Here is a 14,468-nt window from a genome sequence, read left to right as displayed (position 1 = left end):
TATGGTGGCTACGACGGGATTTGAACCTGTGACCCCATCATTATGAGTGATGTGCTCTAACCAGCTGAGCTACGTAGCCATCTTTTTTTCGCGTTACCTTATCGGCGTTGCGGGGCGCATTATGCGTATTGAGCCTTAAAGCGTCAACCCCTTTTTCATCGAAAATGGGCTGAAAACGACTGTTTGGTTAGGTTGCGAACAGCGTGGTGTAATAATCGGCAATTATTGGTTATTTATCGTTTTTAATGATTTGCATAAGGCATAAAAAAACGGACCCCGTAGGATCCGTTTTAGATATTGATGGTTATTTAGTAAGCCGACTGGTGCACGCCGACTGCGCGTCCTGATGGATCGTTCATCGTTTTGAACGACTCATCCCACTCAATTGCTTTCGCTGAAGAACAGGCAACGGACGGGCCACCGGGGACACATTCCGCAGCGCTGGGTACCGGGAATAATTCTTCAAAGATCTCACGATACAGATACGCTTCTTTTGACGATGGGGTGTTGTACGGGAAACGGAAGCTGGCCGTTTCCAGCTGCTGATCGGAAATCTGTTCTGCCGCGACTTCTTTGAGCGTATCGATCCAGCTGTAACCTACACCGTCAGAAAACTGCTCTTTCTGGCGCCAGGCGACGCTTGCCGGCAGGTAGGATTCAAAACATTCACGCAGAACATGTTTTTCCATTTTGCCGTTGCCGCACATTTTATCCTGCGGGTTAATGCGCATTGCCACGTCGAGGAACTTCTTATCCAGGAACGGTACGCGTGCTTCAACGCCCCAGGCTGACATCGCTTTGTTGGCGCGGGCGCAGTCAAACATATGCAGCGCCTGCAGCTTACGCACGGTCTCTTCATGCAATTCTTTGGCGTTTGGTGCTTTATGGAAATAGAGGTAGCCGCCAAACACTTCATCAGAACCTTCGCCGGACAGTACCATCTTGATGCCCATCGCTTTGATTTTACGTGACATCAGATACATTGGTGTTGAAGCGCGAATGGTGGTCACATCGTAGGTTTCGATGTGATAGATAACATCGCGAATCGCGTCTAAACCTTCCTGTACGGTAAAGTGGATCTCGTGATGCACAGTACCCAGATGGTTAGCGACTTCCTGCGCAGCTTTCAGGTCAGGTGCGCCTTCCAGGCCCACGGCGAAGGAGTGAAGCTGCGGCCACCAGGCTTCTGATTTTTCCTGATCTTCAACGCGGCGAGCAGCATATTTTTTGGTGATAGCGGAAATAACGGATGAATCAAGGCCGCCGGACAGCAGTACACCGTAAGGAACATCGGACATCAGGTGGCTTTTTACCGATTCTTCCAGCGCCTGACGCAGTTCATTTTTATCAGTAACGTTGTCTTTGACCGCGTCATAATCGAACCAGTCACGCTGATAATACTGGCGGATTTCGCCATCTTTGCTCCACAGGTAACTGCCCGCTGGGAACTCTTTAATGGTGCGGCAGACCGGAACCAGTGCTTTCATTTCTGAAGCGACGTAGAAGTTGCCGTGCTCGTCATGACCCATATACAGCGGGATGATCCCGATATGGTCGCGGCCAATCAGATACGCGTCTTGTTCGCTGTCATACAGGGCGAATGCAAACATCCCCTGCAGGTCGTCCAGGAAGTCCGGCCCTTTTTCCTGATACAGCGCCAGGATGACTTCACAGTCTGAACCGGTCTGGAATTCATAGCGATCGCCGTATTCTGCGCGCAGCGCCTGGTGGTTGTAGATTTCACCATTGACGGCCAGAGCGTGAGTTTTTTGGGCATTGTATAGCGGCTGCGCACCAGCGTTAACATCAACGATAGACAGACGCTCATGCGCCAGAATGGCTTTATCGCATGCGTAAACACCGGACCAGTCCGGACCGCGGTGGCGCATCAGGCGGGAAAGTTCCAGTGCCTTTTTACGCAGTTCGACCGCGTCAGTTTTAATATCCAGTACGCCAAAAATTGAACACATAGCCTTCTCCGTTACCCTGTCTTGTTTGATGTTGTGCAGGCTGCGTCTTATTGCGAAGCCTCAGTGCATGCTTAAGAAAATGCCGCAAAGGAGCGGGGCGCGCAAGGGGTTTACGGTCGAGAAAAGAAATAATGCAACTACTATTGCTGAATAATGAAAAAAGATTATGTTTTGAGCGATTTTATTGATGAATGTTTAGTAATAATGCATTTTTATTAGAGGAAGGTGTTTTTTTTGTCGCTTAGAAATGAAGAACCACGCCCGGGGACGTGGTTTTGATCAGAAAATATCAATTTCTGCGACGGAGGGGTAAATCCATGACGGTCGGAATGGCATGCTGTCGATATCGTCGAGCGTGGCGATCCCAGAAAGCACCAGAATGGTTTCCAGGCCCGCCTGAAAGCCTGCCAGAATATCCGTGCGCAAGTTATCGCCGACGATGACTGTTTGCTCAGAGTGCGCCTGCATTTTGTTTAGCGCTGAACGGATAATCCACGGGCTGGGTTTGCCGACATAGAACGGCTGACGGCCTGAGATTTTCTCGATGCCGGCGCACAGCGCACCGCAGGCAGGATAATAGCCGCGACCGTGAGTATCCGGGTTGGTGGCGATAAAGCGCGCACCGTTAGCGACAAAAAAAGCGGCTTTATGCATCATCTCCCAGTTAAAGGATCGGGTTTCGCCGACGATAACGAAGTCAGGGTTGACGTCGGTGATGGTAAAGCCGGCTTTATACAGTTCATGGATCAGCGCGCCTTCACCCACCACGTAGGCTTTCTTGCCTTCCTGGCGACGCAGAAAATCCGCCGTAGCCATGGCTGAGGTATAAAAGGCGGTATCGGGTACATCAATTCCCGCAGTCGCAAAGCGGTTCGCCAGATCCTGACCGGTTTGTGAAGGGTAGTTGGTCAGCATCACCAGCGGCATCTCTTTTTCGAGAATGCGCTTGATAAATTCAGCGGCGCCCGGCACAGCCACATTGTCGTGCATCAGCACGCCGTCAATATCACAAATTACGTTTTGAATGGTCATGGACAGTCCGACATCGTTGGAGAAAGGCGAAACTATAAAGCGGCTTTAACTTTCCAGCAAATGCTGGAGCAGGATCCCATTGAGCATCGCGCGCTTGACCAGAGCAAAAGCGCCGATCGCTGAGCGATGATCGAGAGTGGATCGCACCACTGGCAGATTTTTACGAAATGCCTTTAGCGCCTGATTATTGATGCAGCTTTCAATCGCTGGCAGCAGGACTTTTTCCGCTTCGACGATTTCACCGGCAATGACCACTTTTTGCGGATTAAACAGGTTAATCGCAATGGCGATGGTTTTACCCAGATGGCGACCGACATGTTCGATAACTTCACAGGCCAGCGCATCACCTTTATTCGCCGCTTTACAGATAGTTTTAATGGTGCAGTCATCTATTGAAATTTTGCTCTGATAGCCCTGTTCCAGTAAATGACGAACGCGATGCTCGATGGCTGCATTGGCAGCAATAGTTTCCAGACAGCCAAAGTTACCGCAGTGGCAGCGCTCGCCCAGCGGATCGACTTGGATATGTCCGATTTCACCAACGTTGCCATTGCGGCCGATAAAGGTACGACCATTGGAAATAATTCCCGCACCGGTCCCGCGGTGTACTCGCACTAAAATGGAGTCCTCGCAATCATGACTGGCACCAAAATAGTGCTCTGCCAGCGCGAGACTTCGGATATCATGACCAACGAAGCAGGTTAGTTTAAAACGTGCTTCCAGCGCCTCAACTAACCCCCAGTTTTCAACCTGAATATGGGGCATATAGCGAATAACGCCACTTTCAGGGTCAACCAGGCCCGGTAGAATGACCGAGATAGCAATCAGCTCACGGATTTTACGCTGGCAGCCTTCCATAAAGGAGGCGATGATATTCAGCAGCGCATGCTCCAGAGTTTCCTGGGTTCTTTCCGGAAGTGGGTAGTGCTCTTCTTCGAGGGTTTTGCTGCTTAAATCATACAGCGTCAGGGTGGCGTCATAGCGGCCAAGGCGCACGCCAATTGCGTGGAAATTGCGGGTTTCGGCAATAATCGAGATCGCGCGGCGGCCCCCGGTGGAGGCCTGCTGATCGACTTCTTTGATCAGGCCGCGTTCAATCAGTTGACGCGTAATTTTGGTTACGCTGGCAGGGGCAAGCTGGCTTTGTTCCGCAATCTGAATACGCGAGATTGGGCCGTGCTGATCAATCAACCGATAGACGGCCGCGCTGTTCAGCTGTTTTACGAGATCGACGTTACCAATTTGAGCCTGTCCGCCTGCTGTCATACTTTTACTTACTCAGTGACGACCTCGTTACCATTAACGATGGTCTTGGTGATTTTATAATCGCGGGTGAATGCGGTCAGGTTAGCGACCATCCCCGGAGCAATGCTGCCTAATTGTTTGTCCACGCCAATCGCGCGAGCAGGATAGAGGGTTGCCATACGCAACACTTCGTCCAGCGCTATGCCGCAATGTTCGACGAGGTTACGTACCCCTTCAATCATGGTCAGCGAAGAACCGCTGAGGGTGCCGTTTTCATCCACGCACAATCCATTCCGGTAGTATATTGTTTTACCAGCAAAAATGAACTGTTCAATATTGGCACCTGCCGGCGCTGTTGCGTCGGTCACGAGGCACAGTTTGTCGCCTTTCAGGCGCTTAGCGAGACGGACGTTGGCGTAATCGACATGTAGACCATCTACGATAATGCCGCAGTAAATATCCGGTTCATCGAAAATCGCGCCCGCCAGACCCGGCTCGCGGCCGGTAATATAAGGCATCGCGTTAAACAGATGGGTGGCGAAAGTAATGCCAGAACGGAAGCCGATTTTCGCTTCTTTCAGCGTGGCGTTGGAATGACCCGCGGAAACGATAATACCTGCAGCGACCAGCTTGCGGATCACTTCTGGCTCAACCCGCTCTGGGGCGAGCGTGAGTTTGGTAATCACATCTGCGTTTTCGCACAGAAAGTCGACCAGCGCGGCATCAGGTTTACGCACGTAGTCTGGGTTATGCGTGCCTTTCTTAACAATGTTCAGCCACGGACCTTCGAGATGCAGGCCCAGAGCCTGGTTCGGATACTTTTGCAGATATTCGCGCATTACGCGTACGCCCTGTTTCATCAGGTCATCGCTGGCTGTAATGAGCGTGGGTAAGTAGCTGGTGCAGCCGGAGCGCTGGTTAGCCTCCTGCATAATTTCCAGCGTTTCAACGGTGACGGCATCGGGTGTGTCGTTAAACTGCACGCCGCCGCAGCCGTTCAGCTGTACGTCGATAAAACCGGGAGCAAGAATGGCGCCATCAACCGAGCGTTGTTCAATCCCGGTGGGTAAATCAGTCAGCGGACAGATACGTTCGATAAGGCCATTGGCGATAACGATCGCATGGTCATCCAGAATTTCATGACCGGTATAAATCCGGCCTTGGGTTAATGCATACATTACGACCCCCGGTTGTCAAAAATGGTTGTCCCGCGGGGGCGGCCGCGGGACGAGACTACATTACAGACCTTTGATGTTTTCAGCTTCTAATTCGTTGAAATATTTCAAGGTCTTAACTTTCAGTTCCATCGTAGACGGCTCGTCGCAGACCACAACCGCTTTCGGGTGTAGTTGCAGACAGGTAATGGTCCACATATGGTTAACGTTGCCTTCAACCGCTGCCTGCAGCGCCAGCGCTTTCTGACCCCCCAACACCAGAATCATCACTTCTTCTGCATCGAGCAGAGTACCTACGCCAACGGTTAGCGCGTATTTAGGCACCTGATCGACATCGCCGTCGAAGAAGCGGGAGTTTGCTATACGGGTATCGTGGGTCAGGGTTTTAATACGGGTACGAGACGCCAGGGAAGAGGCCGGTTCGTTAAAAGCGATATGACCATCGTTACCCACGCCGCCCATGAACAGGTTGATTTTGCCGTAAGAACGAATTTTTTCTTCATAACGACGGCATTCAGCATCGATATCAGGCGCATTACCATTCAGCAGGTTAATGTTTTCTGCCAGAATATCAACGTGATCAAAGAAGTTGCGGTGCATAAAGCTATGATAGCTTTCCGGATGCTCTTTCGGCAGACCAACATACTCATCCATGTTAAAAGTGACGACATGCTTAAAGCTGACCTGGCCTGCTTTGTGCATCTCAACCAGCGCTTTGTAAGCCGTCAGCGGGGTGCCGCCGGTTGGCAGACCCAGTACAAACGGACGATCCGCCGTAGGATTGAACGCATTGATGCGATTAACGATGTGGCGGGCAGCCCATTTACCGACTTGCTCAGCTGTTACCAGGGGGATCAGTCTCATTGTTCACCTCTATAGTTAAATTAGAACCAGGCGGATTGGCGCCAGCATACTATTAAGAGTATTGCAGTAACTGCGTCGGCTGGGGTCAATCCGCGTTGATTTTTTGAATGATAAAATAAGTTTTCGTTGTTAGCCAGTAAAAGGCGGGGGTGAATACGATATTTGGTGACTATTGTCACAAAAAATGCCCATTTAATTTGCGAGACGAATTAATTTTTCAGACACTTTGCAGGTAAGTTAAAAATTTAACCAAGTTACACAATAATAAAGTGGCTTTGAATGAGCCTTATCGGGGTCTCATAGGGGGAATAAGATGAATATTTTAGGTTTTTTTCAGCGACTCGGTAGGGCGTTACAACTCCCTATTGCAGTGCTGCCAGTCGCCGCGCTGCTGCTGCGATTCGGTCAGCCCGATCTGCTTAACATACCGTTCATTGCACAGGCGGGCGGGTCAATCTTTGATAACCTGGCGCTGATTTTTGCTATCGGTGTTGCCTCCAGCTGGTCTAAAGACAGCGCGGGTGCAGCAGCGCTGGCCGGTGCAGTAGGTTACTTCGTCCTGACCAAAGCGATGGTCACCATTAACCCTGCTATTAACATGGGTGTCCTGGCGGGTATTATTACTGGTCTGGTGGCGGGTGCGACTTACAACCGCTGGTCTGGCATCAAACTGCCTGACTTCCTGAGCTTCTTTGGTGGCAAACGCTTTGTACCAATCGCTACCGGCTTCTTCTGTCTGGTGCTGGCGGCTATCTTCGGTTATGTATGGCCGCCGGTGCAGAACGCCATTCATGCAGGCGGAGAATGGATCGTCGGCGCTGGTGCGCTGGGTTCTGGTATCTTCGGTTTCATCAACCGTCTGCTGATCCCAACCGGTCTGCATCAGGTTCTGAACACCATTGCCTGGTTCCAGATTGGTGAATTCACTAACGCCGCAGGTGCGGTATTCCACGGCGACATCAACCGCTTCTACGCGGGTGACGGCACGGCGGGGATGTTCATGTCCGGCTTCTTCCCGATCATGATGTTCGGTCTGCCGGGTGCTGCGCTGGCGATGTACTTCGCGGCCCCTAAAGAGCGTCGTCCAATGGTCGGCGGTATGCTGCTGTCTGTCGCAATTACCGCATTCCTGACCGGTGTCACCGAGCCGCTGGAATTCCTGTTCATGTTCCTGGCGCCGTTGCTGTATCTCCTGCACGCCATCCTGACCGGTATCAGCCTGTTCGTTGCGACAGCGCTGGGCATCCACGCGGGCTTCTCCTTCTCCGCAGGTGCTATCGACTATGTTCTGATGTACAGCCTGCCAGCAGCCAGTAAAAACGTCTGGATGCTGATTGTTATGGGCGTGGTGTTCTTCGTCATTTACTTCCTGCTGTTCAGTGCGGTTATCCGTATGTTCAACCTGAAAACGCCGGGTCGTGAAGATAAAACCGATGACGTGGTGACTGAAGAAGCAAACAGCAATACCGAAGAAGGCTTGACTCAACTGGCGACCAACTACATTGCTGCGGTTGGCGGTACGGATAACCTGAAAGCGATTGATGCGTGTATTACTCGTCTGCGTCTGACCGTTGCAGACTCTGCACTGGTTAACGATGCGGCCTGTAAACGCCTGGGCGCTTCGGGTGTGGTTAAACTGAACAAACAGACCATTCAGGTTATCGTGGGTGCGAAAGCTGAATCCGTTGGTGATGAAATGAAGAAAGTGGTTGCGCGTGGCCCGGTTGCGGCGACGTCTGCCTCTTCTGCTCATAGCGCACCTGTTGCATCAGTTGCTAAACCACAGGCCGTGGCGAATGCAAAAACCGTGGAAGCGCTGGTTTCGCCAATTACCGGTGACATTGTGGCTCTGGAGCAGGTTCCGGACGAAGCGTTTGCCAGCAAAGCCGTCGGCGACGGCGTGGCGGTGAAACCGACGGACAAGATTGTTGTTGCTCCGGCTGCAGGCACGGTGGTGAAGATCTTTAACACCAACCATGCGTTCTGCCTGGAAACTGAAAATGGCGCGGAAATTGTTGTCCACATGGGTATTGATACCGTCGCGCTTAACGGTCAGGGTTTTAAACGTCTGGTGGAAGAGGGGGCTGAAGTGAAAGCAGGCCAGCCGATTCTGGAACTGGATCTTGAATTCCTGAATGCTAATGCGCGTTCCATGATTAGCCCGGTGGTGTGCAGCAACAGCGACGACTACAGCGCGCTGGTTATTCAGGCAACCGGTAAGGTTGTAGCAGGTCAGACACCGCTGTACGAAATTAAAGGCAAGTAAGGCTCCTGAGTAGAGTTTATGCCTCAAGCGGCGCAGCGAAATCTGCGCCGCTTTTTTTTACCGCAAATAACCTCAATATTTCCGTTTGATACGTATTTTGCGTAACTAAAGGTTGTCAGCCTCTTCGGCTTATAAGATCATACGCCGTTATACGTTGTTTACGCTTTGAGGAACCCGCGATGAGTGAGGCAGAAGCCCGCCCGACTAACTTTATTCGTCAGATAATCGATGAAGATCTGGCTACTGGTAAGCACACCACTGTTCATACCCGTTTTCCACCGGAACCGAATGGTTATCTGCACATTGGCCATGCGAAGTCTATTTGTCTGAATTTTGGTATCGCCCAGGATTACCAGGGTCAATGCAACCTGCGTTTCGATGACACCAACCCGGTGAAGGAAGATATCGAGTACGTTGAGTCGATTAAAAACGACGTGCAGTGGTTAGGTTTCCACTGGTCCGGGGACGTTTGCTACTCGTCTGACTATTTCGATCAGCTGCATCAGTATGCGGTTGAGCTGATCAACAAAGGCCTTGCCTATGTTGATGAACTGTCGGCGGAAGAGATTCGCGAATATCGCGGCACGCTGAAAGCGCCGGGTAAAAACAGCCCGTATCGCGATCGCAGCGTAGAAGAGAACCTGGCGCTGTTTGAAAAAATGCGTACCGGCGGTTTTGAAGAAGGTAAAGCCTGTCTGCGTGCAAAAATTGATATGGCTTCTCCGTTTATCGTCATGCGCGATCCGGTGTTGTACCGCATTAAGTTTGCCGATCACCATCAGACCGGAAGCAAGTGGTGCATTTACCCAATGTACGACTTTACCCACTGCATTAGCGATGCGCTGGAAGGGATTACTCATTCCCTGTGCACCCTTGAGTTCCAGGATAACCGCCGTCTGTACGATTGGGTGCTGGATAACATCAGCATCCCCGTGCATCCGCGTCAGTATGAATTCTCGCGTCTTAACCTCGAATACACCGTGATGTCCAAGCGCAAACTGAATCAGCTGGTGACCGAGAAGCACGTTGAAGGTTGGGATGATCCGCGTATGCCGACGATCTCCGGTCTGCGTCGTCGCGGTTACACCGCTGAATCCATCCGTGAGTTCTGCAAACGCATCGGCGTGACCAAACAAGACAACACCATTGAAATCGCTTCACTGGAATCCTGCATTCGTGAGGATTTGAACGAAAACGCTCCGCGCGCGATGGCCGTTATCGACCCGGTTAAATTGGTTATCGAAAACTATCCGCAGGGTGGCAGCGAAATGGTAACGATGCCGAATCATCCGAGCAAACCGGAGATGGGTAGCCGTGAAGTGCCATTCAGCGCCGAAATTTGGATCGATCGCGCGGATTTCCGTGAAGAGGCGAACAAGCAGTACAAGCGTCTGGTGCTGGGCAAAGAAGTCCGTCTGCGTAATGCTTACGTTATCAAAGCCGAGCGCGTAGAGAAGGACGTGGAAGGTAATATCACTACTATCTTCTGTACCTACGATGCTGACACCCTGAGCAAAGATCCGGCCGATGGTCGCAAGGTTAAGGGCGTGATTCACTGGGTGAGCGCGGCACATGCTCTGCCGGTAGAGATTCGTCTGTACGATCGTCTGTTCAGCGTGCCAAATCCCGGTGCTGCTGATGATTTCCTGTCGGTCATGAACCCGGAATCGCTGATTATCAAGCAGGGTTTTGCTGAACCAAGCCTGGCGCAGGCGCAGGCAGAGAAAGCGTATCAGTTTGAGCGCGAAGGTTACTTCTGCCTCGACAGCCGCTATGCAACCGCAACCAATTTGGTGTTTAACCGCACTGTTGGTCTGCGTGATACCTGGGCGAAAGTCGGCGCGTAGTTATCTGCTATTAATGAGAACGCCGCAAACAGCGGCGTTTTTTTTATTTCAGAATCAGGGGATTAAATCTCCATATTTTCGCGATGCGAATTAATCTTGTTTACAGATTGTAATAATCACGACTATTTGTCCCTTCGGTCATCCACTATAAAAACATGTAATCGCTTTCATTACGCCTGTTTTTTCTGATATAGCAAGCACTTCCACGTAAAATGCATGACTTCTACGACTGAAACAAAAAGACATAGATTATGTGCGCTTTGTCATAATCTTCATCTTTGGTCACCGAAAGAGATTGATAATTCGCGTCACGAAAAATAGTCTATACCCAGTGGTTATGCGGATTTTACCGCTCCACTTTTTAAGCAGTTTTATTTTATTTTTTTCGCTAGTTGCCCTTGGCAACTGCGTTTTTAAAAAGTCAAAGAGGATATGCATATGCGTACGTTTAGTGGCAAACGTAGTACGCTGGCGCTGGCTATCGCCGGTGTGACAGCACTGTCAGGTTTTGCAATGGTACCGGATGCGAAAGCAGAAGGGTTCATTGATGATTCAACGTTAACCGGCGGCATCTATTACTGGCAGCGTGAGCGTGACCGTAAAGATGTGACCGATGGTGACAAATACAAAACTAACCTTTCTCATTCCACCTGGAACGCCAACCTGGATTTCCAGTCTGGCTATGCTGCCGACATGTTTGGTATTGATGTTGCCGCCTTTACCGCCATCGAAATGGGCGAAAGCAGTGAAAGCGGCCACCCGAACGAAATCGCTTTCTCCTCGCGCAATAAAGCTTACGATGAAGATTATACTGGCGATAAGAGCGGGATCAGTCTGTACAAAGCGGCGGCCAAATTCAAATACGGCCCAGCCTGGGCGCGTGCTGGCTATATCCAGCCTACCGGTCAAACCTTGCTGGCTCCGCACTGGAGCTTTATGCCGGGTACCTATCAGGGCGCAGAAGCCGGTGCCAACTTTGATTATGGTGATACGGGCGCGCTGAGTTTTTCCTATATGTGGACAAACGAATATAAAGCACCGTGGCACATCGAAATGGACGAGTTCTACCAGAACGATAAGAAAACCAAGGTTGATTATCTCCACTCTCTTGGCGCCAAGTATGATTTTAAAAATGACTTCGTGCTGGAAGCCGCATTTGGCCAGGCACAGGGTTACATCGACCAGTATTTCGCTAAGGCCAGCTACAAATTTGATGTCGCAGGCACGCCGCTAACCACCAGCTACCAGTTCTACGGTACTCGCGATAAAGTCAGTAACGGCGGGGCGAACGATATTTATGATGGTACCGCCTGGTTGCAGGCATTGACCTTTGGCTATAAGGTTGCCGATGTTCTCGACCTGCGTCTGGAAGGAACCTGGGTTAAAGCTGATGGTCAGCAGGGCTACTTCCTGCAGCGTATGACGCCGACTTACGCCTCATCTAACGGTCGTCTCGATGTCTGGTGGGATAACCGCTCTGACTTCAACGCCAACGGTGAAAAAGCGGTGTTCTTCGGTGCGATGTATGACATGAAGAACTGGAATATGCCGGGTTGGGCCTTCGGCGCGTCCTACGTTTATGCATGGGATGCAAAACCAGGAAAAATGTCTTCTCCTGATGCTTACTACAACCCTGACAAACGTCTGGAAGAGTCAGCCTACAGCCTGGATGCGATGTACACCGTACAGGAAGGACGCGCGAAGGGTACGCTGTTTAAACTGCACTTTACTCAATACGACAACCACTCCGATATCCCAAGCTGGAGCGGCGGCTACGGCAACATCTTCCAGGATGAGCGCGACGTGAAGTTCATGGTTATTGCTCCATTCACCATTTTCTGATGCCAGTGCGGCGGGCATGAGCCTGCCGCAATTTCCCGAGGTCGATTATGAAGAAGCTATTGCTTGTCGCCATTATGGCGGCAGGTCTGGTTGCCTGCACGCAGTCGCCAGCGCCGAAAGAGGATTCAAAGTTAAAAGATGCCTACAGCGCCTGTATTAACACAGCTGAGGGTAACCCGGATAAAGTCGAAGCCTGCCAGAGCGTATTAGACGTTCTGAAGCAAGAGAAGCAGCATCAGCAGTTCGCAACTCAGGAAAGCGTGCGAGTACTGGATTACCAGCAATGTATCCAGGCGCGTAAAACCGGTAACGATCAGGCAGTACAGTCGCGCTGTGACCAGATTTGGAAAGAGATTCGTAGCAACAACACGAAACCCTGATTTTTACTTTTCGTAGCCATAAAAAAAGCCAACCTGACGGTTGGCTTTTTGCTGCTTACGCAACGGGGAATTACTTTTCCACCGCGTCGTGGGCATGTTCATCTTCGCGGCAATCGCCTTCTGCACAGTGACCGTACAGGTACAGGCTGTGGTTGGTGAGGCGAATACCGTGTCGGGAGGCAATCTCACGCTGACGAGCTTCAATTGAGTCATCGCTAAATTCGATCACTTTGCCGCAATCGAGGCAAATCAGGTGATCATGATGATGCTGCTGCGTCAGTTCGAAAACGGATTTACCACCTTCGAAATTATGACGGGTGACGATGCCGGCGTCGTCGAACTGGTTCAGTACGCGGTAGACGGTGGCCAGGCCAATCTCTTCACCCATATCAATCAGGCGTTTATATAAGTCTTCCGCACTGACATGATGGTTATCCGGTTCCTGCAGGACTTCCAGGATTTTTAATCGCGGAAGTGTCACTTTCAGGCCAGCCTTCTTTAATGCGGTATTGTTGTCAGTCATGCGGAATCTGTCCTGTTGCTAAACGATCTACTTCCATCAGCGGAAGTAATACAGAGAATCACCCGATGTAATGCGTCTCATTATAGAACTGCCATGGTGAAATGAAAACTGCAAGCATCGGGCCTTGTATGCTGTCAAAAACGAGGCACTGGCTACAAAGTGCTTCACGTGACCTCGTTAAATCAGAGGACATTGTACAGATATGTGATTAAAAGTTAAAAACTTGTAGCTATAACTTTGATTGCTTTTATCTATTAATTCGGCGAAATCTGACGATAACGCCGTTTAGACTCAGGCATTCTTGATTTCTTCGAGGTGCAGCTCTTCAGAAATCTGTTTTACCCATTTTTCCACGCGTTCGTTAGTCAGTTCTGGCTGACGGTCTTCGTCGATGGCCAGACCCACGAAGTGGTCATCATCTGCCAGACCTTTAGATGCTTCGAAATGATATCCAGCAGTCGGCCAGTGACCAACGATAGTGGCGCCGCGCGGTTCGATGATGTCGCGAATGGTACCCAGCGCATCACAGAAGTATTCAGCGTAGTCTTCCTGATCGCCGCAGCCAAACAGCGCGACCAGTTTGCCGTTGAAATCGACTTCTTCCAGCGTCGGGAAGAAATCATCCCAGTCACACTGTGCTTCACCGTAGTACCAGGTTGGAATGCCGAGCAGCAGAATATCGTGAGCTTGCAGATCTTCTTTGCTGCTCTTGGCAATGTCGCGAACATCAGCAACATCTTTACCAAGCTGCTTTTGAATCATTTTTGCAATATTTTCGGTGTTGCCGGTGTCGCTGCCAAAAAAGATGCCGATGATTGCCATGAGTAAAATAACCTCTTGAAACTTAATGATGTGGTAGGGACTTAAATGCCCACAGATAGGGGCAATGATAGCAGAACTGAGAAGGGCGCGGAAACAGCAATCACGCCCGACTGCACACTCTGCTACATGAAAGCTTATTTTTTGAGGGTTTTAGGCTTTATCCTGGCTGCGCAGGGCCGCCAGTTGGTTCATCAGCATCTCTTCAATCAGATCGCTGCGGTTCATGTTGCGGGCTTCGGCCAGCTCATTGAGCGCATCAACCGCATCGGCATTGAGCTTCAGCTCAACGCGCTTCAAACCGCGAACTTTATCGCGCTTGAGCTGATTGCGTTTGTTGATACGCAGCTGTTCGTCGCGTGAAAGCGGATTGGTTTTCGGTCTACCCGGCCGACGCTCGGTTGCGAACAAATCTAATGTCGTACGGTCCGTTTGTTCTTTTGCCATGATTCAGAGTGACTTCGGGGGAAACAAGCTGTCGGGTATAGCCGACGCAGATAGCCCG

Annotated in this window: 12 protein-coding genes and 1 tRNA gene; 4 read left to right on the top strand and 9 right to left on the bottom strand. The window is 50.7% G+C overall.

The window, feature by feature from the left end; all coding sequences use genetic code 11:
• Window positions 1-2: 2 nt before the first annotated feature.
• The 6 genes from HV213_RS20085 to nagB all read right to left on the bottom strand — a co-directional run bounded on the left by HV213_RS20085 (window position 3) and on the right by nagB (window position 6,286).
• Window positions 3-79: transfer RNA gene (locus HV213_RS20085), tRNA-Met, on the bottom strand.
• Between the two features lie 229 nt (window positions 80-308).
• Window positions 309-1,970, bottom strand: a complete 1,662-nt coding sequence (gene asnB / locus HV213_RS20080; protein ID WP_110273354.1) for an asparagine synthase B — start codon at window positions 1,968-1,970, stop codon at window positions 309-311.
• A gap of 279 nt (window positions 1,971-2,249) precedes the next feature.
• Window positions 2,250-3,002, bottom strand: coding sequence for an HAD-IIA family hydrolase (locus HV213_RS20075; RefSeq protein ID WP_110273356.1), 753 nt, complete (start codon window positions 3,000-3,002; stop codon window positions 2,250-2,252).
• 45 nt (window positions 3,003-3,047) lie between these two features.
• Entirely contained in the window at window positions 3,048-4,268 is a 1,221-nt protein-coding gene (nagC, locus tag HV213_RS20070) for a DNA-binding transcriptional regulator NagC (protein WP_181483038.1), read from the bottom strand.
• An 8-nt stretch (window positions 4,269-4,276) separates the two neighbouring features.
• Window positions 4,277-5,425, bottom strand: coding sequence for an N-acetylglucosamine-6-phosphate deacetylase (gene nagA / locus HV213_RS20065; RefSeq protein WP_181483037.1), 1,149 nt, complete (start codon window positions 5,423-5,425; stop codon window positions 4,277-4,279).
• Window positions 5,426-5,485: 60 nt separating this feature from the next.
• On the bottom strand, window positions 5,486-6,286 hold the full coding sequence (gene nagB, locus HV213_RS20060; RefSeq protein WP_110273359.1) for a glucosamine-6-phosphate deaminase: 801 nt from the start codon (window positions 6,284-6,286) through the stop codon (window positions 5,486-5,488).
• A 313-nt stretch (window positions 6,287-6,599) separates the two neighbouring features.
• Between nagB and nagE the strand changes: the two genes are divergently transcribed.
• The 4 genes from nagE (at window position 6,600) to chiQ (ending at window position 12,621) form a co-directional block, all read left to right on the top strand.
• A complete protein-coding gene (gene nagE / locus HV213_RS20055; RefSeq protein ID WP_110273360.1) occupies window positions 6,600-8,552 on the top strand; it encodes a PTS N-acetyl glucosamine transporter subunit IIABC in 1,953 nt (650 codons plus the stop codon).
• 179 nt (window positions 8,553-8,731) lie between these two features.
• On the top strand, window positions 8,732-10,399 hold the full coding sequence (glnS, locus tag HV213_RS20050) for a glutamine--tRNA ligase (RefSeq protein WP_181483036.1): 1,668 nt from the start codon (window positions 8,732-8,734) through the stop codon (window positions 10,397-10,399).
• Window positions 10,400-10,837: 438 nt separating this feature from the next.
• On the top strand, window positions 10,838-12,241 hold the full coding sequence (gene chiP / locus HV213_RS20045) for a chitoporin ChiP (RefSeq protein ID WP_181483035.1): 1,404 nt from the start codon (window positions 10,838-10,840) through the stop codon (window positions 12,239-12,241).
• 47 nt (window positions 12,242-12,288) lie between these two features.
• Window positions 12,289-12,621 carry a ChiQ/YbfN family lipoprotein gene (gene chiQ / locus HV213_RS20040; RefSeq protein ID WP_181483034.1) on the top strand — a complete coding sequence of 111 codons (333 nt, stop codon included), beginning with the start codon at window positions 12,289-12,291 and terminating at the stop codon, window positions 12,619-12,621.
• A 70-nt stretch (window positions 12,622-12,691) separates the two neighbouring features.
• Here chiQ and fur read toward each other — a convergent pair whose 3' ends face one another.
• The 3 genes from fur to ybfE all read right to left on the bottom strand — a co-directional run bounded on the left by fur (window position 12,692) and on the right by ybfE (window position 14,410).
• On the bottom strand, window positions 12,692-13,144 hold the full coding sequence (gene fur, locus HV213_RS20035) for a ferric iron uptake transcriptional regulator (RefSeq protein ID WP_004885952.1): 453 nt from the start codon (window positions 13,142-13,144) through the stop codon (window positions 12,692-12,694).
• Between the two features lie 291 nt (window positions 13,145-13,435).
• Entirely contained in the window at window positions 13,436-13,966 is a 531-nt protein-coding gene (gene fldA, locus HV213_RS20030) for a flavodoxin FldA (RefSeq protein WP_167492801.1), read from the bottom strand.
• Window positions 13,967-14,116: 150 nt separating this feature from the next.
• Window positions 14,117-14,410 carry a LexA regulated protein gene (ybfE, locus tag HV213_RS20025; protein ID WP_110273365.1) on the bottom strand — a complete coding sequence of 98 codons (294 nt, stop codon included), beginning with the start codon at window positions 14,408-14,410 and terminating at the stop codon, window positions 14,117-14,119.
• Between the last annotated feature and the right edge of the window lie 58 nt (window positions 14,411-14,468).

Source organism: Klebsiella sp. RHBSTW-00484 (genome assembly GCF_013705725.1).
Classification (GTDB): domain Bacteria; phylum Pseudomonadota; class Gammaproteobacteria; order Enterobacterales; family Enterobacteriaceae; genus Klebsiella.
This window is presented reverse-complemented; position numbering and strand designations above follow the sequence as displayed.

Excerpts from the sequence above, each read along its gene's own strand:
- asnB (WP_110273354.1), bottom strand. The coding sequence starts at position 1,970 with ATGTGTTCAATTTTTGGCGTACTGGATATTAAAACTGACGCGGTCGAA.
- HV213_RS20075 (WP_110273356.1), bottom strand. The coding sequence starts at position 3,002 with ATGACCATTCAAAACGTAATTTGTGATATTGACGGCGTGCTGATGCAC.
- nagC (WP_181483038.1), bottom strand. The coding sequence starts at position 4,268 with ATGACAGCAGGCGGACAGGCTCAAATTGGTAACGTCGATCTCGTAAAA.
- nagA (WP_181483037.1), bottom strand. The coding sequence starts at position 5,425 with ATGTATGCATTAACCCAAGGCCGGATTTATACCGGTCATGAAATTCTG.
- nagB (WP_110273359.1), bottom strand. The coding sequence starts at position 6,286 with ATGAGACTGATCCCCCTGGTAACAGCTGAGCAAGTCGGTAAATGGGCT.
- nagE (WP_110273360.1), top strand. The coding sequence starts at position 6,600 with ATGAATATTTTAGGTTTTTTTCAGCGACTCGGTAGGGCGTTACAACTC.
- glnS (WP_181483036.1), top strand. The coding sequence starts at position 8,732 with ATGAGTGAGGCAGAAGCCCGCCCGACTAACTTTATTCGTCAGATAATC.
- chiP (WP_181483035.1), top strand. The coding sequence starts at position 10,838 with ATGCGTACGTTTAGTGGCAAACGTAGTACGCTGGCGCTGGCTATCGCC.
- chiQ (WP_181483034.1), top strand. The coding sequence starts at position 12,289 with ATGAAGAAGCTATTGCTTGTCGCCATTATGGCGGCAGGTCTGGTTGCC.
- fur (WP_004885952.1), bottom strand. The coding sequence starts at position 13,144 with ATGACTGACAACAATACCGCATTAAAGAAGGCTGGCCTGAAAGTGACA.
- fldA (WP_167492801.1), bottom strand. The coding sequence starts at position 13,966 with ATGGCAATCATCGGCATCTTTTTTGGCAGCGACACCGGCAACACCGAA.
- ybfE (WP_110273365.1), bottom strand. The coding sequence starts at position 14,410 with ATGGCAAAAGAACAAACGGACCGTACGACATTAGATTTGTTCGCAACC.